22 protein-coding genes are annotated in these 21,030 nt (G+C 51.5%); 1 reads left to right on the top strand and 21 read right to left on the bottom strand.

The window, feature by feature from the left end:
- Positions 1–65: 65 nt before the first annotated feature.
- The 11 genes from ACYC56_RS02380 to ACYC56_RS02330 all read right to left on the bottom strand — a co-directional run bounded on the left by ACYC56_RS02380 (position 66) and on the right by ACYC56_RS02330 (position 10,573).
- Positions 66–329 carry a hypothetical protein gene (locus ACYC56_RS02380; RefSeq protein ID WP_461372581.1) on the bottom strand — a complete coding sequence of 88 codons (264 nt, stop codon included), beginning with the start codon at positions 327–329 and terminating at the stop codon, positions 66–68.
- Position 330: 1 nt separating this feature from the next.
- Positions 331–1,776, bottom strand: coding sequence for an MOP flippase family protein (locus tag ACYC56_RS02375; RefSeq protein ID WP_461372580.1), 1,446 nt, complete (start codon positions 1,774–1,776; stop codon positions 331–333).
- Between the two features lies 1 nt (position 1,777).
- The gene (locus tag ACYC56_RS02370; RefSeq protein ID WP_461372579.1) at positions 1,778–2,506 is read right to left on the bottom strand and encodes a formyltransferase family protein; all 729 of its coding nucleotides are present in this window, start codon (positions 2,504–2,506) and stop codon (positions 1,778–1,780) included.
- On the bottom strand, positions 2,503–3,516 hold the full coding sequence (locus ACYC56_RS02365; RefSeq protein WP_461372578.1) for a lipid II:glycine glycyltransferase FemX: 1,014 nt from the start codon (positions 3,514–3,516) through the stop codon (positions 2,503–2,505). Before ACYC56_RS02365 ends, ACYC56_RS02370 begins: the two co-directional genes overlap by 4 nt.
- On the bottom strand, positions 3,513–4,742 hold the full coding sequence (locus ACYC56_RS02360) for a DegT/DnrJ/EryC1/StrS family aminotransferase (RefSeq protein ID WP_461372577.1): 1,230 nt from the start codon (positions 4,740–4,742) through the stop codon (positions 3,513–3,515). The genes ACYC56_RS02365 and ACYC56_RS02360 overlap by 4 nt, the downstream gene beginning before the upstream one ends.
- Positions 4,743–4,782: 40 nt before the next feature.
- Entirely contained in the window at positions 4,783–6,132 is a 1,350-nt protein-coding gene (locus tag ACYC56_RS02355) for a UDP-glucose dehydrogenase family protein (RefSeq protein WP_461372576.1), read from the bottom strand.
- A gap of 21 nt (positions 6,133–6,153) precedes the next feature.
- Entirely contained in the window at positions 6,154–6,831 is a 678-nt protein-coding gene (locus ACYC56_RS02350; RefSeq protein WP_461372575.1) for an acyltransferase, read from the bottom strand.
- Positions 6,807–7,850, bottom strand: coding sequence for a Gfo/Idh/MocA family protein (locus ACYC56_RS02345; protein ID WP_461372574.1), 1,044 nt, complete (start codon positions 7,848–7,850; stop codon positions 6,807–6,809). The genes ACYC56_RS02350 and ACYC56_RS02345 overlap by 25 nt, the downstream gene beginning before the upstream one ends.
- A gap of 2 nt (positions 7,851–7,852) precedes the next feature.
- Positions 7,853–8,599: a sugar transferase gene (locus ACYC56_RS02340; RefSeq protein WP_461372573.1), complete on the bottom strand. Its 747-nt coding sequence runs from the start codon at positions 8,597–8,599 to the stop codon at positions 7,853–7,855.
- A 467-nt stretch (positions 8,600–9,066) separates the two neighbouring features.
- Complete coding sequence (locus ACYC56_RS02335; RefSeq protein ID WP_461372572.1) at positions 9,067–10,215, bottom strand: DegT/DnrJ/EryC1/StrS family aminotransferase; 1,149 nt, start codon at positions 10,213–10,215, stop codon at positions 9,067–9,069.
- A 43-nt stretch (positions 10,216–10,258) separates the two neighbouring features.
- A complete protein-coding gene (locus tag ACYC56_RS02330) occupies positions 10,259–10,573 on the bottom strand; it encodes a PqqD family protein (RefSeq protein ID WP_461372571.1) in 315 nt (104 codons plus the stop codon).
- Between the two features lie 211 nt (positions 10,574–10,784).
- On the opposite strand from ACYC56_RS02330, the gene ACYC56_RS02325 reads away from it, so the two are divergent.
- Positions 10,785–11,555 (top strand): peptidase associated/transthyretin-like domain-containing protein, encoded by a 771-nt coding sequence (locus ACYC56_RS02325; RefSeq protein WP_461372570.1) that lies wholly within the window; start codon positions 10,785–10,787, stop codon positions 11,553–11,555.
- Between the two features lie 105 nt (positions 11,556–11,660).
- Here the strand turns inward: ACYC56_RS02325 and ACYC56_RS02320 are convergent, their stop codons facing one another.
- The 10 genes from ACYC56_RS02320 to ACYC56_RS02275 form a co-directional block, all read right to left on the bottom strand.
- Entirely contained in the window at positions 11,661–12,110 is a 450-nt protein-coding gene (locus tag ACYC56_RS02320) for a hypothetical protein (protein ID WP_461372569.1), read from the bottom strand.
- 100 nt (positions 12,111–12,210) lie between these two features.
- Positions 12,211–12,660 carry a hypothetical protein gene (locus tag ACYC56_RS02315; RefSeq protein WP_461372568.1) on the bottom strand — a complete coding sequence of 150 codons (450 nt, stop codon included), beginning with the start codon at positions 12,658–12,660 and terminating at the stop codon, positions 12,211–12,213.
- Positions 12,661–13,097: 437 nt separating this feature from the next.
- Positions 13,098–13,772, bottom strand: a complete 675-nt coding sequence (locus ACYC56_RS02310; RefSeq protein ID WP_461372567.1) for a hypothetical protein — start codon at positions 13,770–13,772, stop codon at positions 13,098–13,100.
- A gap of 51 nt (positions 13,773–13,823) precedes the next feature.
- Positions 13,824–15,635, bottom strand: coding sequence for a hypothetical protein (locus ACYC56_RS02305; protein WP_461372566.1), 1,812 nt, complete (start codon positions 15,633–15,635; stop codon positions 13,824–13,826).
- A 227-nt stretch (positions 15,636–15,862) separates the two neighbouring features.
- Positions 15,863–16,678, bottom strand: coding sequence for a hypothetical protein (locus tag ACYC56_RS02300; protein ID WP_461372565.1), 816 nt, complete (start codon positions 16,676–16,678; stop codon positions 15,863–15,865).
- 108 nt (positions 16,679–16,786) lie between these two features.
- Positions 16,787–17,161, bottom strand: coding sequence for a response regulator (locus ACYC56_RS02295; protein ID WP_461372564.1), 375 nt, complete (start codon positions 17,159–17,161; stop codon positions 16,787–16,789).
- Positions 17,162–17,389: 228 nt separating this feature from the next.
- On the bottom strand, positions 17,390–18,211 hold the full coding sequence (locus ACYC56_RS02290) for a hypothetical protein (RefSeq protein ID WP_461372563.1): 822 nt from the start codon (positions 18,209–18,211) through the stop codon (positions 17,390–17,392).
- 244 nt (positions 18,212–18,455) lie between these two features.
- Complete coding sequence (locus tag ACYC56_RS02285) at positions 18,456–19,085, bottom strand: response regulator (protein WP_461372562.1); 630 nt, start codon at positions 19,083–19,085, stop codon at positions 18,456–18,458.
- A gap of 43 nt (positions 19,086–19,128) precedes the next feature.
- Positions 19,129–20,220 (bottom strand): sensor histidine kinase, encoded by a 1,092-nt coding sequence (locus tag ACYC56_RS02280; RefSeq protein ID WP_461372561.1) that lies wholly within the window; start codon positions 20,218–20,220, stop codon positions 19,129–19,131.
- A gap of 380 nt (positions 20,221–20,600) precedes the next feature.
- The gene (locus ACYC56_RS02275) at positions 20,601–20,987 is read right to left on the bottom strand and encodes a hypothetical protein (RefSeq protein WP_461372560.1); all 387 of its coding nucleotides are present in this window, start codon (positions 20,985–20,987) and stop codon (positions 20,601–20,603) included.
- Positions 20,988–21,030 lie beyond the last annotated feature (43 nt).

Here is a 21,030-nt window from a genome sequence, read left to right as displayed (position 1 = left end):
CCTGATTTGGGTATATTTCCAGGTTCTAAGAGACTAAAACCCCGGCGGACTCCGGGAGAACACCGCTAAGCGGTGTGGACCAGAGGTTCCCCTTGGACGCATCGCTTCCACCATAGCGCCACGGCCATGACTCTCCAAAGGTAATCGGGACTACGCCGGCTTATCTCCTCATAGCCCGAGTAAAGCTTTTCTACATCGATATATGGGCAATAGAACCCATCGCCTAGTAATTTGAAAAACCGCTCTTTTGAAGCAGGAAACGTCCATCGTGCAAAAGAGAACGTAAATACGGCTCGTAGTAATGACTGGCATAGCTGGATATCCCACACATTACCGTCCCCTTAATACCATCGTAACTATATCTTTTACAAACGTTCGCTTGATCAATAAAACGCTCGCGGCATAGAGACTGCCGCCGAGCAGTGCAAGCGCCCCGAGCGCTATCATGTCGTTCTCTATTCTGATGAGGCTGGCAACACCTACAACAGTAATTGCCATGAGCGCTGACAAGCTAAGAAACGGTGCAAAACTCTTGATGAAATCAAAGGGTCGCATCCTGGTAAGATACCAGCGCACCCAGAAATCAACGGGAAGCCGGGCCAGCGTCGTAGACAGAAGCAGCGCCCACGCAACACCGTTTATGCCCCAATGTGAGCCGGTCCAAATAGCGATTACGTACACAGCAAGACCGTATATATTCATCCAAAAACCAATGTCCGCGCGCCCCTTCGCCAGTAGAAGGCTGCCGATTGGATTGCCGAGGCTGTAGAGGATACCAAGAAATGCCAGGATTTGAAAGACGGTCACCGAAGGGTCCCAGCCCGAGCCGAGAAGAAGGTGCATTAGGGGCCTGGCAACCGCAAGCATACCCAAATAGACCGGCATGCTCATAAAGGAGATGACCTCTGTCATCTGCAGGTACCCCCGGTTCAGACGTGTATTATCATGCTGGATTTTGGAGAGTAACGGAAATACCACCTTCGTGATCATGGGGTTAAGCAGTGACATCGGACGAAGCATGAGCTGGTAGGCGACCGAGTAATATCCGAGCGATGTCGTCCCTAAAAGCCTGCCGATGAGGAGCTTGTCGAGGTTCGTTGCAAAGTAGTTGATGCTGCGCTCGCCCATCTGGTAAAGCCCAAAGCTCGTATAACCCTTTAAATCAACGCGGGCAAAGTGAAAACTGGGTCGCCACTCCCGCCAGCCAAGGCCGATCAGGAGCAGTGACCTTACCATGACGGTAGTCAGCCATCCCCAAACAAGCGAATAGGAACCTTGTCTTAAAATCGCTGCCAGGATCGCAATCGACGCGCCAAATACGGCGCCTACGATTTCCACTTTGGCCAGCCTATTAAAAAGTAGCTCCTTCTGTAATAGTATCTGGAACTGCTGGGCAAATGGCATAACAATAAAGCTGAGCGCAGCCCAAAATATCAGACCGCTTAGGCGGGGCTCGTTGTAGAACCTGACGAAAAGCGGTATGCATATGACCATCAGGCCAAAGACGGCGATTCCGGCGATCACATTTAACCAGTAGAGGCTGGAGAGTTGCTCATGCGTAGTGTCCTGGCGGTAGATGATAGCGTTACTGATGCCCATGTCGACAAAAACCTGGGCAAAGCCGATAATCACCATTGCAATTGCCACTAAACCGAAGTCGTGGGGGCTGAGTAGGCGCGTCAGTATGGTGAGCTGTAGAATTTGCAAGACCGATACGACAACCGCCGATACGCTCGTCCACTTGACTCCGGATACCGCCTGGGTTTTTAACGACATCTTACTTATCACCTTCGATAGTACCTTCGATAGTACCTTCGATAGTACCTTCGTTATCGCCTTCGATTGGAAACGAGATATAGCCTACATGTGTTTTGTAAACACGGGTTGCGTCTATTATTAGGTTTGTCCAATCCTGATCGGTTCCAAGGTGATTTAAATACCGTAGAAATAGCTGAGATGCACGTTGCGCTATTTCTCTATCTAAGACAGATGAATCTTTAACCTCGCCGATTAAAACCTCTTCCTGAAAAAGTATGTCTCCATTATCGATATCTTCCGTCACTTGATGGAGCGTATAGCCCGTCTTCTTCTCACCGTTATAAATACACCAATACGAGGGCACCGGTCCCCTATAGAAAGGTAATACTGAAGGGTGAAAGTTCACGATGCTTTTAAATCTGCAGATGGTCTCATGTTTAAATATCTGGTTGAATCCTGCGATAATACCATGGTCATCAGGGTTGATCAGTTCATAAAATGAGCGAGCGTTAACGTCTTTGATAAACAATATACGCATTTTTGCCGTCATGAGGAATTTTAACGCCTTATACTTGTTTTTAAGAAACGGTATCGGCAAGAACCCATTACTATTTCTTAGATCCTTGGCCTGTGATGGCTTTGCCGCTGAACGAACTATTGTGATATCAGCATTATTGGTAGCGCTAAATTCTATAGCTGCATCTAAAAAAGATTGTCCAAAGGTTTCATTGCAAAAAAGGTAAATCACGCTAAAAACTTCCCCTTGAGTATCGACGAGACCCGCGATAATAAAATAGAACTCGGTGCTTTGATAATCACTTCAGGGCAGCTGAAGGCTTGCGCACCGAACCTCTCCTTGAAGGTCCGTACTCCTTCATGGCCTCCGCTCGGGTTGAAGTCGAACCAGGAATAGCCCCGCTCGCAGGCATCCTTAATAGCCTCATACATGACAAGGGTTTCGGGACGCAGCTTAAAATGCTCTGCCAGAGTTGCGGCATGCCATGCATCGACATGCTTGTTCGAATACAAGCAAAGTACCCCGGATATTATTTTGTCCTGATAGGTGGCCAACCAGAGTTTGATATACGGTGAGTTTCGCCTCAGCATCTCCTCGAAAATCTCCCATGCATACCGCGAAGACGCCTGATCTCCCCACCGCTGCAGCGAGTCTTCATAAACTTCGTAATACGCGGACCAGTCCTCTTGTGTAGAGGCAACTCTTACCTCGACACCACCTTCCCGCGCTTTGCGAAGTCCATAGGTGTGATTTCGTTTCCACCCTTTATAAACAAGATCGAAGCCGCCAAGCAAATCCAGTGCATGAGTCTCGTCGTCCCTCGTTGGTTTTATCCCGGCTTTGAGCACAAGTTTATCGTAGGGATTTAACCGCAAAACAAGGTTGTCGAGTTTTTTTGTAAGGTAGTTTGCCAGTAGTTTTGCATGTGCTGGGGTTAACGCATCCGTGGAAATCCAACCCCCAAACGTGCCCGCCGGTGACGAGATGTAGCTGGTAACCAATCCTTTGCAATGCTTTTGAGTCAGGCATGGAAGAAGCGCCCTTTTGCCATCCGAGAATTCAACGACTTTAGGCCTTGGGCGCATCTTGCCCTTTGTATAGGCGTTCCAAATCTCGGCCCACTCCCGCGAGTGAAAGTAGGTGGAATAAAGACACCCCTTCCAAATCGAGTCCCATTCGTCCGGCAAAGCCGGGGCGATATGCTTGATGGAAATATTCATGCTTTTAACAGAAATACTCATGCGCTCCTCCGCTGTATGCTGGCATCTAGTATTTTAAATACCGCTTGTATCACATCTTCTGTATCCTCCTCGGTGAGTTTTGCCGAAATTGGAAGGCTCACCGTTTGTCGTCCGATTCGCTTAGCGATGGGGTAATCATCAGGGTTCCAGCCGAACACCTGCTGGTAATAAGGGTGCTCGGGGATGCTTAAGTAGTGTACGCCGACGCCGATGTTATGCGCGGTCATGGCGTCGAGGAAGGCGTCGCGTGAAATCCCGGCCATCTCTTCATCCACAAGAATCGTATAGAGGTGGTGGGCATGGCGCATCCCGGGTGCGGGGTCGGCGGGACGTACCACGGGAAGCCCCGCAAATGCTTTCTGGTAGGTTTGCCATATCCTCCGACGGTGTTCCCAGTTCGCCTCGACGCGCGCCAGCTGGTGAATACCGATCGCCGCCTGCAGGTCCATCATATTGTATTTGAAACCGCACTCCACGACCTGGTAGTGCTTGAATCCCTCATCGCCGAAACGCTTCCAGGCGTCTTTGCTCATCCCGTGAAGCCCCAGGATCTTTATCCGGGCGATATCTTCTTCGCGCCGGGTGACCACCATGCCGCCCTCACCTGTCGCCACGTTCTTGGTGGCGTAGAATGAGAAACAGCCAAAATCGCCGATCGTGCCCGCTTTTCGCCCGTTATACTCGGTTTCGATGGCGTGCGCGCAGTCCTCGATCACTTTGAGGTCATGCTCGGAGGCAATCGTCATCAGCGGGTCCATATCGCACGGGTAGCCCGCAAAATGCACGGGAAGAATCGCTTTGGTCCTCGGTGTGATTCTTCGTGCGACCTCATCCGGGTCTATATTCATCGTGCCGGGGTGGATATCGGCGAGAACGGGGACCCCTCCGGCATGGATAATTGCGTTAACGGTCGCGCAAAATGTCATGGGGGTGGTGATGACCTCATCGCCCGGTTCGACACCTGCAGCCAGAATACTTAGGTGAAGCGCCGCCGTACACGAGTTGAGCGCGGCGGCAAACTCGACACCTTTATAGGCGGCAAAGTCGCTCTCAAAGCGCGTAACCTTAGGCCCAGTACCAAGCCAGCCGCTTTGCATGCTTGAGACGACCTCTTGAATTTCATCATCCTCTATAGCCGGCGCACCGAAGACGAGAAACTCGTCCTTACTGCGAACCGGCGACGTTTTGTTTTCCGCCTGGTTATCAAAACAAAGTCTGCTATCCACAAGAAACTCCGTTCTCTTATCGTCTGTTTTAAAAGGAAGTCTATGCGACCCACCCCAACTCCTCCGGGCTTGCGGGATATTCCTCGGTCTCCCCGCCCTTGCAGCATCTTCCGATCTGTTCGAGGACCAGGGCCTCGGGCAGGGTCTCGCGCCGTAAGATATTGCGGCCATCGACCACGAGCGTGCCCGACATCGTCTCCGCTATCCTTTCCCAATCGAGGTCCATATAGAGGGGGTCCTCGGTCGCGATGACTATCGCCTCGGCACCGTCGGCCGCGTCATAAGGGTCGCCGGTATACCCCACACCTGGCAGGTATCTGCTCGCGTTCTCGATAGCCAACGGGTCGGTTGCAGCTGCATCCGCGCCATTGGACGCAAGAATCTCAAGCAGCTCGACGGCAACCGAGTTTCTGATATCGTCGGTGTTCGGCTTAAACGCGAGGCCGAAAAGGGCGATTTTCTTGCCTTCAAGGGTTCCGAGATGCTGGCGCAGTTTATGCACCACGCGATATTTCTGCATTTCGTTTACCTCGATGACCGCCGAAAGCAGCTCAAAGTGGTAGCCATTGCTCCCGGCTATCTGCTTTAGCGCGCGCACGTCTTTTGGGAAGCACGAGCCGCCGTAGCCAATGCCGGCTTTCAAAAAATGCGGGTTTATTCTGGGGTCGAGGCCCATGCCGTGCGAGACTACCTCGACATCGGCGCCGACCTCTTCGCAGATATTCGCTATCTCATTGATAAAGGATATCTTGGTCGCGAGAAAAGCGTTTGAAGCGTATTTGATAAACTCGGCGTTGATCACGTCGGTCGCAATAACCGGTGCGTTTAAGCCCTCATAAAGCACCGCCACATCACCGGCATCGACGGGATTATCGGCCCCGACGACTATCCGGTCGGGATTCATGAAATCGTAGACCGCCGAGCCCTCACGCAAGAACTCCGGGTTTGAAACATAGCTCATCCAGGGAGCCTTGGCTGCGATACATCTTGAAAGGCGGTTTCCCGTGCCGACGGGAACGGTGCTTTTTACCACGATTTTAACCGGGCTGGATTCGGCGTCGAACACGCGCATCAAATCCTCTACCGCCCGGTCGACCTGGGAGAGGTCCGCCTCGCCACCCGGCTTATTCGGCGTGCCGACGGCCAAGAACACCATCTCGCTATCGGCAAGGCTCTCGATATCGCCGGCAAAAAAGAGCCGGCCCTGCTCAAGGTTCGAAGAGATCAACTCATCGAGGCCCGGTTCGCAGATCGGCGATACCCCCCGGCTTAATGTCTCTATTTTGTTTGCATCTATATCCATACAGGTAACCCTGTTACCCAGTTCCGCCAAACATACCCCGGTAACGAGCCCCACATATCCACATCCAATTACTCCGATATTTTTCATAGTCACCGCCTACCCGCCTCTCTATTCTTCTCTTTCGTAGGGCTTCCACATGTACGGCCGGTCATATGCGCCGAGGGAGCATTTCAGGTCCTCGACGTACTTTACGACACGGGCGGGGTTGCCGATGACCACAGCGTTATCCGGGACATCGTCGGTAACCACCGAGCCGGCGCCGATGAGGGAGTTTCGCCCGATGATGACGCCGGGTAAAATCGTCGCGTTGCCGCCGATTCGGGCAAGCGCCTTAACGGTTGCACCGCCCTTGCACTCCTTATACTTAGGGCAGTTCATCGGGTGCGGGTCGTCGGTAAACACCACGTTTGGGCCGATAAACACGTCGTCTTCGATCGTCACCAGTTCGAGAAAGCATCCGGTATGGATGCGCACACGGTCGCCGATGGTGTTGCCGAACTCGAGAACCGAGTTGGTCCCGATGCTCACATCGTCGCCGATCGTGTTGTCCTCCCTGATGGAGACCCCTTGCCCGGTCTGGAAGTTGTCCCCTATCTGCGAGCCCGCATAGATCGTGGTAAACGGCCGTATAAAACCGCCTGCTCCGATACTGAGACGTTTTTGGCCGGGATCGGATCCTCGTGGCGGCATACCGAGCACGACCGGCGACTCAAGCACGGTGCGCTTTCCTATCTCGACATTCGGATAGATGGTGGTATCCCCTAGCGGACTACGCGAAACTTGCATCGTTTATCCTCCATAAAGTTACCGTTTTTCATCAGCGACTTCTCGGCCTGCTCGAGAGCACGCACCACGTTAAGCCCATCGGCGCCGTCGGTCCTCGGGCATTTGCCTTCTCGGATGCATTCGATGAAGTGCTTGGCCTCCTCAAGAAGCGGTTCGTAATTATCGAGATGCGGTGAGATGATGTCCCCGCTCCTGTAGCTCAATTGGAATTCCTCAAACGAGGTCGGCTCGATGAAATTCACACCGTGATCGAAGAGCTTGACCTTTTCAACGCTCTGCGTATCGTCGTAGATAAGCATCTTTTTGCTGCCCACGATGACTGTTCTTCTCAGCTTTACCGGAGAAAGCCAGCTTAGCTGCACCTCGGCCACCGCTCCGGAATCGAACGCGAGGTTGATGAAGGCCACATCAGGCGTATCGGATTTGACGCAGCCGCGACCGAACGCGTGAACCTGCGACGGCTCTTCGCCTAACCAGTAAAAGATGATCGAGAAATCGTGCGGGGCGAGATCCCAAATGACGCTTACATCCGGCTGGTGTAATCCCAGATTGACCCGGCTTGAGCTGATATAGTAGATATCCCCTAGCTCCCCGCTGTCGATAAGTTCCTTGATTTTTATGACCGGTGGACTGTATTTGAAGGTATGGCCCACCATGAGGACCATTTGTTGCATATCCGCCAGTTTTACGAGTTCTTTAGCCGACTCTGAATCGGCGGTCAACGGCTTTTCAACAAACACATGCTTACCCTTAAGAAGCGCCTTTTTTGCCAGGCCATGGTGTGTTGATATGGGCGTGGCGACCACTACCGCGTCAACCTCGTCGTCGTCCACCACCTCGTCGAACGATTGGGTGAGGGTGAGGTGCGGGTATTTAAGCGCGACCTTGTTAAGCTGGGCGGGAGAACTATCGCACACATATTTTACCCTGCAACCCGGCGCCTCCATGAAGTTGCGCAGCAAGTTGGGTCCCCAATAGCCGTAACCGATTAGAGCCAGCGTTATCCTGTTAGCATCCATTTTTACCAAGCCCCCTGTCTGCTAAAGACAACTACAAATGTTTTCATAATGATTTTTAGGTCGAACCATACCGACCAGTTGTCGATGTAGTCGAGATCAAGCTCGACCATTTCCTGAAAGTCTTTTTCCGAGCGCCCGCTTACCTGCCACAGCCCCGTTATGCCGGGTTTTACCGCCAGCCGTCCCATATGCCAGGGTTCGTACATCTCGACTTCGTAGCCGATCGCGGGACGTGGGCCGACAAGCGACATATCCCCCTTAAGCACGTTCACCAGCTGAGGCAGCTCATCAAGACTGCTTTTCCTCAAGAACCGCCCGATGCGCGTAACCCGGGGGTCCTCTTCGAGCTTAAAGCACCCGTCTTTGCCCTTAAGCGATTCTTGCGCGCCGGTGCTGATAAGTTTCGCCATGTAATCGTGGTGCAGGCGCTCGTCACAATTTGCGTACATCGAGCGAAACTTATAGAAGGTAAATTCTTTCTGGTTTCTGCCAACGCGTTTCTGCGAGAATAGGGCCGGGCCGGGTGAGTCTACCTTGACCATTACCGCTAGAAGAAGAAAGAGCGGAGATAGTAGTACCAGGCCCGCGATCGAACCGGCGAGGTCGAGCGTGCGCTTCAAAAAAAGCCCCACAGCGATCTTAAAACCGCGACGCTTGAGCGACTCGCCGGAATCTGAAAGCTTCACCATTGCTTTGGGTTCTCTACCGGTATCTATAGGTTCGGGTTCGACTTGTTCGCTAAGTCCCATAACTGTTATCACCCCTGTAAAAGTACTCGTAAAAGCTCCTATTTGTTTCTGCCGACCAGGTCCCATCGGTTTTTGCCAAACTAACGACCCTCTTAAACACCATCATGCTCACCCGCAGGATACCTGCAAAAAACATCGAGCGCGCCAGCGCCGGGCAACGCGTCAAATCTCTATAAATAGTGGAAGACAGGTAACGAAATTACCCGTTCGGGCAGGTCGTAAAACAGGGCTGCAAATCATGCTAACGGTATTTGCGCTGGTAGATTAAGAATAGCGTGTCAAACAACCATTTATTATTTATATATTGAGGGTAGGAGGACAAGCCAATTTCAGTACCCCGGCCCAGCGTCCCTTGCACATGGCGTAGGAGTATAGAAGCGGCCTTAGCAGGCAAAGAAATCCCCCGGTCTTCACCAGGGGAATTTCTTGTAGAGGTTTCTTCGATAAGAGAAAAAAGGGGCCGCTAGCTATGCTGCGCTAACCTGAGCGCTCAGAAAACTGATAACCTCTGTAGCTACGCGCTCGATATCGGATTCTTTCAGTTCGGGAAACATCGGGAGCGACACGATCTCTTCCACGACACGTTCGGTAACCGGAAAATCGCCCTTCTTATAGCCGTATTCTTTGAGTGACGGCTGCAAGTGAAGCGGTACCGGATAATGAATACCCGTTTCTATCCCCCGCCCGGCAAGGTGTTCCCTCAAATCGTCACGTCCATCGACGCGCACAACGTAGAGGTGGTAAACGTGATCGCCCGCAGGATGCGGGGTATGCGCAGGCGTGACGACAGGTGAATCCCTGAAGAATGAATCATACACTCTGGCGTTGTAGCGGCGCGCTTTATTCCAACGGTCGAGGTGGTTAAGCTTAACACTTAACACCGCGGCCTGAACCCCGTGCAAACGGCTACAGAAACCGGATTCGACGTGGCTATACTTATCGACCTGGCCGTGATTTCGAAGCGACGTGATGCGCTCCTGGATAGCCCCATCGTTGGTCACAACGATTCCGCCATCGCCGATCCCGCCGAGGTTTTTGCTTGGATAGAAGCTAAAGCAGGCGGCATCGCCGAAGCAACCGACACGGTTCCCATCGAGTTTGGCGCCGTGGGCTTGACAGGCATCCTCAACGACCTTTAACTCGTATTTTGCGGCAATGCGCATGATCTCAACCATGTCAGCGGGCTGACCGTAGAGATGCACGGGGATAATCGCTTTGGTTTTCTTGGTAATCGCGCCTTCCAGCTTGGATGTGTCCATAAGATACGTATCCTCATCGATATCCACAAACACGGGACGGGCGCCGGCCATGATAATCGCTTCGACCGTGGCAATAAAGGTGTTGGGCACGGTTATGACCTCGTCGCCCGGACCTACTCCGAGAGCGCGCAGCGCAAAGTGAAGCGCGTCCGTTCCCGAGCCGACGCCGGCGGCATAACGCGTGCCGCAAAACGCGGCAAACTCACCCTCAAACGTTTTGACCGTATTCCCCAGCGTAAATCCGCCTTCGGCAAGGACCTTAGTGATGGCCGCCTCGATTTCGGCGCTCAAAAACGAGTGATGGCTTTTTAAATCGACAAATGGAATCTTCTCAGAACCGTTGTTCGTGCTCGGCATGTCGCCCCCTTTGCATGTCGGCAGGTTGCAGATACGCGTATACCTATGCAGCTACATCCCACGGGTGCTTTAGCAGCACCAGTATCTCCCTTTCGACAAGCTCTTTGATGAATTCTTCGGTTTCTTTACGTATTTGGCTTTCTGGTTTTTTGCTTCTTGCAGTAAGCGATTTGATGATTTCACGCAGCTCGTGCTTCCCATCGGAGAGTTCCCATATCTTTGTTCCAGTGGCATTTAAAACGAAGAGTCTTCTGTCTTTTGATTGGACTATCAGAGTTTGCCCGTCGATAACGCAGGATGCCGAATCTGTCCCCCGTAGCGGATAGCCGCCCAGACTCATTCTTTGTTTTGCTTCCACATTAACCTCTCTTATCATAATCCGGGATTGCAGTGAGCCACGATCCAAGCTTAAAATCGCTGCCTACATTTTTCCCCTAAGTCGGATAAATAAATCACCTTGGCATAAAAAAGCCCCGCTTTGCTGAATAATTTTATGACGGATAGTTTTTGCAAGCCGTCACTTGGGTAAAGAAAGAGCAGCATTCTGACTAGCGTAGAGGAGGAGTTCAATGAGCGGGGAGCGCACGGCTAGAAAAACAAGAGAGCGAGGCAGGCGACGGTATTTTTCGATCTGGGTCATCACCAGCGTCTTTATACTTGTAGCGCTTCTAGCGGGTCTCGGGTATACCGGGCTTTCGCATGCCGACAATAAAGGAGTCTTTAAAACGGCAAAGCTGGCCCTCGGTATACAAGGAAGCCTTAACGGTGTGGTTATGGAGAATTACCCTGGGAAACCGTCGGCCAAGGATCTTAAAATCACCGTCGACGGTAAAAACATCGACCCGGTAAAACCAGGCTTTTTTGCGGCCAAGAACCTGCCGACCGGCGCACATATGGTTGTTATCAAGGGAAAAGGGTACGAGAAAGTAGTCAAGAGGATTACCATCGATAAAGGAATCAACGAGGAGTCGTTTAATCTATCGCTAACGCCGGTCGAAGCGGCAAACCGCTGGATGCAGACGAAAAAAGAGAATAAATACGAGGGTACCTACTCGTACCTGCACCCGGATGAGAAGGCCCGGATTGAAAAGGCCAGCTACATTCAATATAAGAGCAAGATGCAGAAGCAGTATAACATCTTGCTGAAAGACTTTATCGTTCATACCCCGAGAGTCGTCGACACCTGGAAGCACCCGGGTACCGGTAAGGTATATAAGGATGTCGCGATTATGAAGGTGGATGGGGTTATTACCGCAACCCATGTAGCCCCAATAAAGAAAAGCTGGAACGTCTACGCGCAGGATGTTAAGGGGCAATGGATGTTTCTCTCCGCGAACTAACGATGGAAATCTAAAATGGCCGCCAGCATATCAGAGCGGCCATTTTAGTAAACCCAAGTCCGAAGCGCGGGGTTGTCTGGACCCTCGCGCTTCGGATCCCAACTACTACGGTTCACCAATAACGACAGGACCACCTGGCCCGGTTAATGTTGAGCTGTTTGTGTTTGACTGGGTAACGGTATTCGATTGGGTAATCGAGTTCGTACCACTGTTGGTTGCATTTGCATCGCCCGATACAGCCCCGGCAATACCGGTATTGGTTACGGTAATATTGGCATTATTCGTCGCGCATCCGGAGCAAGAGCTCGCGGATGAGTCAACGTCTTTGATGATGGTGACGCCGACGTTGCCGACCGCGACGGCGGGGCCAGATGAGGCATATGCCTCGTTGATGATGCGGGCCTTCTGCGTTATATGAGAGAGGGTCGTTTCGCCCCCACCGCCGATCGGGATTGTGCGTATCGTCCTTGTTGTCTTTATCGGCTTAGCCAACCCCATTCCGGTCATCGCAAATACGAGTGTTAAGGCCAATAGCACTACTAAAACTTTCTTCACTCAGTTCACCTCCTTTCGCATTTGGAATCCTAAACTTGATGAAGCCTAAGCCCGAAGCGCGGGGTTGTCTGGACCCTCGCGCTTCGGATCCCCACAAGTACTAGTTTGCAGCCTCAGGGCGATCGCATATTGTCGTGCTGATACTTGTGCTGTTGCTCTGGCTGACCGAATTAGTCTGAGTAATCGAGTTATTTGTATCGTTGGTCGCCGTGGCGGCACCGCTATAAGCTTCCGCACTGCCTTCATTATTGACCGTTATGTTTGCGTTGTTAGTCGCACATCCCGAGCATGAGCTCGCGCTAGAATTGACGCCTTCAATCACGGTCACGCCGACATTACCGACGGCGATGGCGGGGCCAGAATATGCGGCAGACACATTTGTTATGCTGGCCTTCTGGGTTATAGAGGACACGTTCGTTCCTCCAACCCCACCCCCGTCAATCGGGATGACCGATAGTCTTGACTTAAACTTGGCTGGCTTAGCTAAAGCCATCCCACTCATGCTGAGCACAAGCGCCAAAACAAGCATTACTACTAAAACTTTCTTCACTCAGTTCACCTCCTTTCGCATTTGGAATCCTAAACTTGGTTTGCTGTGGAGCATTGAAGGTTATTGCCAATCACAAATCAGTTCAAACACATTTATTTTGATTGCTTTATCACTTCGGGCTGTAGTGCTCGAGTACTACATATTAATGTCCTGAGTTTGAGCAGGTAAAAGAGCTTATTGATAAAATCGGTCATACTATCCTTTAGGTCAGCTTATTACTGGCTTAAAGGATAGTATCCGCAGCTCAATGCAGCCATCTCGTCCCTCTCACCTGATTCGGGGGATATATAAAGTCGCCCGTTAACCGGCTGGAAATGGCCCCCTTTAGAAGCCTCGCAGTACGTGAGCTTATGCGGGATGTGCACGAAAAGAAGAAGGGCCGCACGGCCCTTCTTCTTGTTTGAGTTTCTTTATGTATTCTACAAGGTCTTAATCGTTTAGCGCTTCAATACCTTCCATGGTTTTACGATAAGCGTGAGTTTGACCCATCCAGCCAGTATGCTGAATACGATCGCCCACAGCCATAATGGCAAGCCAATCGGGAGATAATCGCTTGCAGTATACGCGGCATATGCGATGTTGTCCTGATGCCCACCAGCATTGGCGCCCTCGCTACCGCCATTTGTCGACGGTGTAGTATCGTTCCCACCGGAGGAGCCGTTCTTGGTATCCGGGTTAGCTTGTGTTGTCGCATTTTGGTTATCCGCAGGCTGAGCGGCGCCACTTACCTGGCCGCAATCACCTGTGGGGCACTCGTTGGCCGGATTAAACCCGATCAAGATTACATTGTCGGTCTCATTCGGTTCCGTCGAGCCAGTCTTTGCCACAGCATACCCGCTTATCGCCATAGCTTGGCCCTTATTACAGATATCAGCGTCATGATCATTAATCGATATCTGGTCGTTTCCAAAGATATTCTTTGAAACCGCGTTGGAGTTTACTTTATTGATCGGAGCTTTATCCCCAGTTGCCGCCGTATCTCCGGTTTGGGCTTTTGCCTCTTCATTCGCCTGCGCTTTTATGGCATTATTGCGAGTTATCGTGGGTTGCTTGCCGTCCGCCAGTATATCTTCCTCGATACACCCCGTCACCGATATCAGCGCTTTCGTCATGGCGCTCTTGGCGTAGGCATAGCCGCTGAATGCCTTAGCATCACCGTCGTTTTAAATCTGGTTATCAGACGAATTGAGGGCGGTAGCCGATCCATCCGGCTTGTTGGCCGTTACATCGGCGATTGCAACAGCATCCGACTTGCTGCCGATCGTGTTTACAGAAACTGTTCCCGCCGAGCTAGCACTGCCCGACGACGCATCCGACGACCCTGTGAGGCTCGCCCAAATATCATACACAATATCGATGACGATCGTTCCGTTCAGCAACGGTTTTACAACCATGGTTACCGTTGTGAGCGTTGGCGACAGGTTGATCATGTTGTCCGTCATGGTGTTCAGCGAATTTGAATTTCCGCTTACCGACGTCGCGCACCCGTTGTTCATAATGGAGTTGCTCGTATCGTTAAGGGCTATCGCCTCTCCATCTGCCTGCCCCCCATTGTTCATAAGAGACGGCTTGGCAGAATCGCCAATCGCGGTCGCCGACGATGTGTTTGCGATAGAGTTATCCGCAAGCGTACCAAACGCATCCGCATCTCCTGTTGTGGCGTTCGCTTTACCCAGTATCTGGGCCCAGAAATTGTAGACAATATTGATCGTTACATCGGAACCCACCATGTTATCGAGAAGATCGATCTCGCTTGTGATAATCGGCGAGATGAAGATATCGTTGTTCTGCATCAAGTTTAACGCCGCGGCATCGCCGGATACACCGACCGCCTGGCCGTCGTTAGCAATCTGGTTAGCCGTATCGTTTCCGGCAACCGCGCTTCCGTCTGAATACGAGCCATCGCCCGATGCGGTCGCTGCCGGCGCATCGCCAACGGCCTTCGCATTGGTTGAATTGTCGATGTTATTATCCACGGCGGCTCCAACTGCCGTGGCATCGCCGGATGTGGCGCTCGCAACGCCAGTGATCATCGCTATAAAATTATAGACCAGATTTACCGTTACGTTCGAGTTGATGATATCGCCGCAGACGTTGATGATCGCTTTCACGACGGGCGCCATCTCAATGTCGTTTCCCTGCATATCGTTACCCGCATTCGCCAAACCAGTTGCGGCAAGTGCGGTGCCGGTATTCGCTATTGAATTATCGCTCCCGTTAGTGGCAAGTGCGCTCCCGTCATAAATACCACCCGCCAACGAAGACGCGGCATCGCCTTTCGCAAAGGCTTTGTCATTGCTATCGAGCGAGTTATCGGCAGCTAATCCAAGGGCGTCGCTGTCCCCAGTTTCTGCAGTCGCCAAACCGGCTATTACGGCCAGGTAATACAATGAAGCGTTTACGGTAATGCTTGAGTTCTCGTCTATATCGCCGTATTTACCTACGGATACCGTAACGTCCGAACTGATCTTCGCGGTATTGCCATCCATCGTATTATCGGCCTTGGCCTGGCCGCTATACGCATCGGCCGTTCCCAAGTTGCCGATCAGCTTCGTGACGCCGTTTTGCGCGTACGCACCGCTGTCGCTTGGATCGACAGGCTCACCAGACCCTCCTACAGCAACCGCCTGCGATGTGCCGCCGACACTGTTGGTGATTTGCGTGCCTTGCGAATCCCCTTGCCCGGTCGTCGCCTGTGCCTGGCTATCAACGATAACATTTACATCCTGGTCGACGTTGACCTGTACGGGGTCATTGCTTTGTTGGACCGGGGTCGATCTTTGTCCCGTTCGGGGCGCTTGCACGTACTCGGAGCTATCATAATACCTATCAGCTCCATCTGCAGGAATAAGATCTCCTGTTGGCTCACTACTGTATGTGGGTTCTGAGTCTTGGCTATCCGCCTGCATTTGCGAAGAAACAGGCTGATCCGCTTGGGTAACAGCCTGCGTCGTTTCGTTCGCTGTATCTGCCAAGGCGGGTAACCCGGATAAGCTGAGCACGAGGCATAAAACCACTAAACAGGCTAAAATCCTCTTCTTTATCACCGGTTCACCCCCTTTCGCTAATTCATAAAGTTTTAGCGCTCTCTACGTTAATCCCTTACCAGTGATATTCAATCTCATGTATTAAACACTCGTAGTAAACTTTGCAGTAAACTTTTTTGGGGGAGGACTTTCGGTCCTCCCCCAAGTACTGGTTGTTAGTCCGCCATGATATCTACGCAAATATCAATAGTCTTACTTGACATTGCGCCTCTGAAGATATCGACTGTAACATAATTGTTTGCTAGGTTTGTCGCCGTAGCCGGGCCGCTCTCAGCAACAGCATCACCCGTATTAGATACGGTTACGCTGCTTGTGTTGCTAGCAGTGCCGTCATTGCAAGCTTTCGCCTTATCATTCTGATCGATGATGGTGGCTGAAGCATTACCGGTCGCGTTAGCATCACCGGTTGTAGCGTCAACATAGTTGCTGATGCCGATGAACTCCTTGATGTCGCCATCGATAGAAGCCGGACAGCAACCGCAGATGTCGCACTTGCCATCCTCGTTGCCATCTACAAACGCGTGCGTTGGGGTCATAATACCGTCACGCTCGAGTTCGGCGGTTACGCAAACATCGCAATCAGCCGTAGCCTCGGCATCCTCCGTTATGTAGTTCTCCACCGAGTTGTTCGCCTGGTTAAGGGCGTCTGCAGGGTTGGTGTAAGCATCGGCGGTACCGTCATTGGTGACGTCTTTCGAGCTATCGTTTGTAGCACAGCCCTCCTCGCCACATGCATCGGCCTCGCTTGTGCCCTTAACAACGGTAAGACTTCCGTTACCGGTTGCATTGGCCTCTCCGGTATAAGCCGCTACGTCGTTGTCAAAGAAGATATGCTTGATAATGTCCCCTTTGACTTCAGCGCCACCTTTAAAACTGCTAAGGTCTCTCTCGTTTATCACCCTAGCAAATGCAACGCTGCTCATACTGAGCAATAACGCCATCGCTAAAGCTATAACTAGGAATTTTTTCATTAATTGTTCACCTCCTTTCATCAATCGTATCTTGCTAAACTCGCTAAACTTGCTGAATTTCTATGCTCTACAGTTACCTGTTGAAGCCTAATCGGTCGCTATTACTCTTTATTGGTCTTTTTTGTCAGCGATGACTCCTTCTACCGTGCTGACGATCTTCCTTGATGAGGAGCCCTTGATGACGTAAGCATCGATCAGGGCCTCCGCCCCGTGCGCAACATCCTCGACCGAATCGAATATCGAGAGGACGATGACTTTTGCCATTGGATCCAGCTCCTTGATTTTAGAGAGCCCCTCCAGCTTGTCCTTATCCACCGAGCTAAGGCCGATCAGTACGACGTCCGGCCAGGTGGCCTCATAAAGCATGATTGCCTGCTCAAGCCTTGAGGCCCGCCCCACGACGTGGATGCCGTGTGAGCCCAAAAGCTTGCTCAGCAGGTTCTGGAAGACTGTATCATCATCAACTACTAATGCCTTAATCATATGGATCCTCGTATGGCTTCGTTTCTTTAAACAAATACTCATAATGGTTTACTTCTCGTGTTCCTTGATTCTATGCTACTACCCGGCCGCCGAACTTACTTCCGTCTTTGGGTCAGTGTTTAACTGTCCTTGCGGCTAGTGTTTTTAGTACTTTTGTTCCATATTGAAGGACCGGCAGACCGAGCCGGCCCTTCACAAACCCACTTAAGGCTTACAGCATCTGTCACCTTAATTAGACCTGCGTATCGAACCTGCATACAGCCCCATGCCCGTTAGCGCAAGCATTATGCCTATCAGGTACCAGTTATACTCCATACCGGTAAATGGCAACCTCTTCCTCGAAATTGTGGGGCGAGTGGTCGTCGTCACAAGTTTTATTACCGATGTCGAGGTAGTGCTCGCCAGAACAGTCATCGTCGTGCCGGGCTGCGTCGTAGATGTCGTAGGCGCAACGGTCGTACTTGTCGTAGGCGCCGCGGTCGTACTTGTGGCTCCCGCCACAGTCGTGCTAGTCGCGGCGGGTGCGGTGGAGCTTGTCGAACACGGCGCAGTCGAACACGTTGTGCTTGGTGTCGTTACCTGCGTTGTGGTCGTCGACCGTTCGGTCTCAGGTACTTTAAACTCGACATTCATAAATGCTTTTTTGGTATGTGTGACGTGGTTGTTAACAACCACGTCCGCCGATGCGAATATGGTTACATCGCTGTTCTTTATCTCAGAGAGCGGAATCGAGTAACTATGGTTGTTGTCCGATTTAGAAGTCAGGTACTGTGTCCTACCGTCCGACATCGCTCTTGTAACTCCACCCGGGTTACCCCTGAATGTGATTTCGGTGAAGTTCAACCTGTAACCGCTATCCGTTGAAAAAACAACTGATAGGTTGGACCCGTCATTGGATACGCTTACACTACCTACCGTCAGCGATTCACCCTTCGCGTTATCAACCGATAAGGGAGCGGACGAACTGGCAAATACTCCCGCTAAGCCAACCAGCGATGCGATAAGATACGCGACAGCCGCCAGTGCAAAAATTCTCCTGAGGTTCCGCATAGTTTTCCTCCTTCCTGCTTATGCCTAATCTTTACTTCCTAAACCACCTGTTAGCCTCAAAGAAACCGCATCTCCTTCAAGAGCAAAACCAAGGTTTATGTATTTGTTCCATAAAAAAGGGCGTATCATTCCAAACTTAGGGTTAGTATTTAACCGACCTTTAGGCTAGGTTTCGCAGGTAGTGCCCGCAATACGGCCCTTAAAATAATTAATGGGATTCGTGTCCACAGGAGTCGCTTGGTTGTCATGCCACCGTCGAGCGGTACGCTGCTTTGGCGGCTTCGACCCTGTTTTTAACACCGAGCTTGTGGAAAATATTGCGGATGTGAAACTTGACCGTGCTCTCCGAAACAAATAGATTCTTGCTTATCTCGGCATTTGAGGCCCCGTTTGACAGCAGTTTCCAGACTTCTTTTTCTCGAGGTGTCAGCCGGTCTGAAACTTTTGTGTTCTGCCTGGCCATCGGGATAACTTTGCCGGTCAGTTGAGGGGATATCGGGTTGAGGCCGTCCGCGGCTTGGCGGACCGCGTCCACAAGCTCGGTTCCCCCGACGTTTTTAAGCAGGTACCCGTTTGCACCGCTCTCAAGCGCCCGGACGACATAGTACTCGTCGTCAAACCCCGAGAACATTAAGACCTTAGCGTTTTTGTAGTGCATCCTGATATTTTTCATCGTGGTGATGCCGTCGCTGTCAGGCAACTTTACATCCATAATGATGACGTCGGGCTTGGCATAATCGACGATCTCCATCGCACGCTTCGCCGTCGACGCTTCGCCGACAACCCTGATATCATCAAATTTTTCCAAGGTTCTCTTTATCCCCATCTGCATCAGGGGATGGTCCTCGACTATCATGACTTTTAATTGGCCCATTACTGTGCCTCCCTCGCGCTAAGTTTTCTATTACAACGTGCACCTATATCGGGATACTGAAGGTTATACAGGTACCCCTGCCCGGCCGGCTATCGATGGTAAATGTGCCGAAGAACCGCTCGACCCTGTCCCTCATGCTTGCCAAACCGTAGCCGCTAAGACCTTGGGCCCGTTTGTTCCGGGCGCCCACGTTAAAGCCCATCCCATCATCCTCAACGCTGCAGGAAAGCGCCGCTTCACTAAACGAGATGCTGATTACGACTTGTGTGGCCTGGGCGTGTTTATAAACGTTATTGAGCGCCTCCTGGATGACCCTGAAAACGTTGATCTCATATACCTCAGGCAAGTCCGTTTCTTTCGACTCGATGGTAAGCTCCACTTTTATCCCGGTGCGGGACGAAAATTGTTGTGCGTATGCTTTCACTCTTGCGGCAAGCCCCTTCTTACCGATGAATTGGGGTTTGAGCGCATAGATCGAGGAGCGTAGTTCCTGTAGGCACTGGCCGAGGATGGATTTTAGCGACGCCAGTTCCCGCTTTGCCTCGGCTGAAGCTATCAGATCTTCGAGAATATCGGCTTGCAGGAGCGCGCTTGAGAGCGCCTGAGCCGGTCCATCATGCAGGTCAAACGCCAACCGTTGCCGGTCTTTCTCAAGAAGCCTGGTAACGTCGCAGAGTGTTTTTCTCACGTTTTGCTTCTCGGTTTCGAGTTGTTCGGACTTTCTGAAAAGCGCCGATATGAGGTTCGCCGCGACCAAGTCCTCAAGAACATCTATCAAGAAACCGACCCGTCTCTCCAGAGTTCTTTTGTCGAATTCCTCGAGGGGTAACAGCTGAATCTGCTGCTTGTACGCCTTTGATAACTCGTCTTTTACAAGCCAGTAGTCCTTCTCACTAACCGGGAGGGAATTTGATGATAACTCCTCACACCCGGCAAATGCCCGGGCCGTACCGAGTTCTACCGCAAAACCGCGATCCATTCTTTCCAGAATAAAGCGGATTCTCTGCTTAAAATACTCCAGCAGCTCGTCGCTCACGGCTCCGCGTAACGATTCTGACCAGTTGTTAAGTGCGGCCTCGGATACCATTTCCAACTTCGAGGCGACCTCATTTAGCGACAGCAATGTTTTCTCCACCTACCGATCCGCCTTTCACTTCGTTAGTGCGTTTGAGCGAGCAAGCCTAACCTGTGCTCGAGACCCATTCCCCGGATGTGCAACTAAAAACCTAGTATGGGTCTGTAAAGTGTTTGCTATCCCTTGCGTCCATTGTTTACCCGTTTCCACCAAGCCTAAACAAGGTGGAAAAGTTTGCATTTGAAATCAGCGGATAAAACCCTTCCTATGTCAGCTAAGGGTTTAGGATATTGCTGGTTAAAACCTGGGAGTTTCTATGATCGGCCTACCCCAACATATAGATGGTAAGTTGCAGTAAATGCAGATGTAAAAGAGTTAACTGGTATCGGTCATACAGACCGATACCAGTTAACTGAGTGAGATGTAATGATTGTTTGGGCTTATTCGGAGCCTTCGAATTGGTGATCAACGTCGGCGCCTTCTTTGTCCTGGTGTCCACCACCCGCAAGACCTTTGTCTTCCTGTGCTTCGTTCTTTGCCTCACCGGCTGATTCCTTTTCAGCCGCTCCGCTCGCTTCTGTTACTTCCTTTTCAGTTCCGCCCTTCTCCTGAGCGTCAACTGTTTCGGCTCCAGATGCTTCACCGGCATCCTTCACTTCTTTGCTGGCATCAGCTTGCGGGGTAACCTGCTGCGAGGTAACCTGCTGCCGATCCGGGGTAGATGGGATTGAACTCGGCTGCGCCGTGCTGGCAAACGACAAAGCCGTGTAACCAGCGCCCAGCACAAGCACGCCGGCAATCACAATAGCTAAAAGTTTAATTCTCATAATACTTCACCTCCTTTACATGTTGTTGCAGTTGGATTTGCTT

The organism is Candidatus Aquicultor sp., assembly GCF_054640775.1.
Note: the sequence above shows the minus strand (reverse complement) of the source record. Positions and strands in the feature narration are given on the sequence as shown.